The 1,983-nt window shown below is 70.3% G+C and carries 3 protein-coding genes; all 3 read right to left on the bottom strand.

Annotation, left to right across the window (positions count from 1 at the left end; genetic code table 11):
- A partial coding sequence (locus AAF184_25800; GenBank protein MEO0425770.1) for a BatA domain-containing protein occupies positions 1 to 924 on the bottom strand: 924 nt, incomplete at its 3' end.
- 22 nt (positions 925 to 946) lie between these two features.
- Positions 947 to 1,849 carry a DUF58 domain-containing protein gene (locus AAF184_25805; GenBank protein MEO0425771.1) on the bottom strand — a complete coding sequence of 301 codons (903 nt, stop codon included), beginning with the start codon at positions 1,847 to 1,849 and terminating at the stop codon, positions 947 to 949.
- A gap of 12 nt (positions 1,850 to 1,861) precedes the next feature.
- Positions 1,862 to 1,983: AAA family ATPase (locus AAF184_25810; protein MEO0425772.1), on the bottom strand; the 122-nt coding region annotated here is incomplete at its 5' end.

The following is a 1,983-nucleotide window of genomic DNA, read 5'->3' on the forward strand; positions in this document are numbered from 1 at the left end:
CACCTCCCCAGGGTCGGGCGGCCTCACCACATCGAAGAGGGGCTGCTCATCACCCGCGAGATCGAGTACCACGGACGCCGTGATCTCCCCGGGGGTGTCGCTCAGCACCGTGGCGCCGCCCGCGAGCAGCGCGGCGACCGCTGGTGGCCACGGCTCCCCAGCCCCCAGCCACACCACCCAATCCGGCGTATAGGTGGGCGGAAGGTCCGGCAACGCGTACAGCGCCACCTCGTCCCCAGTGCGCCCACCGCCGGCCGCCCAGGCGTCGATCGCCGCCGCGACCCAGGCGGCCACCTCGGGACGCCCATCGTGGACCACGGCCACCGATCGGCCCGGGGAGGCACGCTCCGCGCCGGGAACCGTCCCCGGCAACGCCACCCAGTCCACGGCACGGGCCAGCGTCGGTCGTCGCCACCCCAGGCGATCGGCTTGGGCTTGGGCGAGTACCACCAGGGGCCCGGGCGCAAGTGTGTCATCCGCCGCGGCCAGGAGATCGTAGAGGGGCACGTCGCCCTCGTCGGGAGGCGAGGCATCCCACTTGGGAAACCCGGGAGATAACCAACGAATCGCTAAGGTGCCGCCCGTCGACTGAGCCCTTGCGCGCACCTCGCGCACAGCCTCGCGAGCGGCGGCCATATCGGCGCTAGGGTCGACCAATACCTGCGTGTTCGTCTGCGACGACCCTACGGACCACTCCGGCTGCGCCAGGGCCAGCACCATCGCTGCGACCAATCCACAGCGCAGCGCCAAGCGCCAGGGGTCGCGAAGCTGCAGGCGGGACCAACGAGGTTGTTGCTGCGACTGCAGCCAACGCAGAGAGCCCACCGACACCACCCGATACTCTCCCTGCGCCAGCAGGTGGATGAGTATCGGCACGGCCAGCAACCCGAGTAGGCCGAGTGCCGCCGGATTGGCGAAGCTCACCTCGGTACCTCCCCGCCGCCGATCATGCCACGCGCCGCCGGCGCGGGTCGAGGCACCGGGCCAGGAAGGGCTCCAGGGGCGCTTCGATCGTGGTGCTGTGGAGCACCACATCGCGCCCCGCGAGCGAACGGCGCTGGGCACGCGCCTCCGCATCCCGCAAGGCGTGGTAGGTCTCGCGATGCGCGCTGGCGTCGACCAGGCGGGTCTCGCCCGTCTCGCGATCCTCGAACAGCACCCGGCCGCGCCAGGGAAACGCCTGCTCGGCATCGGTGAGCAGCTGCACGACCAGGACGTCCTTGCCCGCCGCCGCCAGCTTGCCGGCGAGCGAGGTGATCTCCTCGCCGGCCTCGAAGAGGTCGGTGATCAGAATCGCCAGGCCCGGTGAGCGAAGCGGCTCCCAGAGGCTGCTGAGCGTGTGCTCGCCGGGCCATCGGCCCTGCGCCTGCAAGCGATCCAGGGCGACCGTGTAGCGCTCGAAGTGGCGGCGTCCGCGCCGGCATGGCATGTACTCCAAGCGCTCCGCCGCGAGGCCGATGAGGCCGAAGGCGTCGCCCTGGCGCATGGCCAACCACGCGAGGCTCGCGGCCAGTGCTTTGGCGAAGCGCAGCTTGCTCCACCCGGCGATGTCCTCGCTCTCCAAGGCCATAGAACCGGACAGGTCGATCAGGCACCAGAGGGTGAGCTGACTCTCGCGTTGGGCCTCGCGCACGAAGTAACGGTCCGAGCGAGCGAAGAGCTTCCAGTCGATACGCGACGGATCATCGCCGGGCTCGTAGGCGCGGTACTGGTTGAACTCCAGGCCCGCCCCGCGCTGGCGGCTCACGTGAATCCCACTCAGCATCCCTTCGACCACGCGATGGGCCACCAAGCGCAAATCGCGCAGCTGCGCGAGGGAGCGAGGATCGATGAGACTGTCGACCGCCATCGCCAGCAATGCCTAGAGGCTGGGCGCCGCGGGGGCAGGCAGGGCCTCGAGCAGCGTGGCCACCACGTCGGACACGTCCTTGCCTTCCGCTTCCGCGTGGAAGTTCAGGAGCACGCGATGGCGCAACACGGGCA

Source organism: Pseudomonadota bacterium (assembly GCA_039815145.1).
In the GTDB taxonomy this organism is placed as follows: domain Bacteria; phylum Pseudomonadota; class Gammaproteobacteria; order Steroidobacterales; family JBCBZW01; genus JBCBZW01.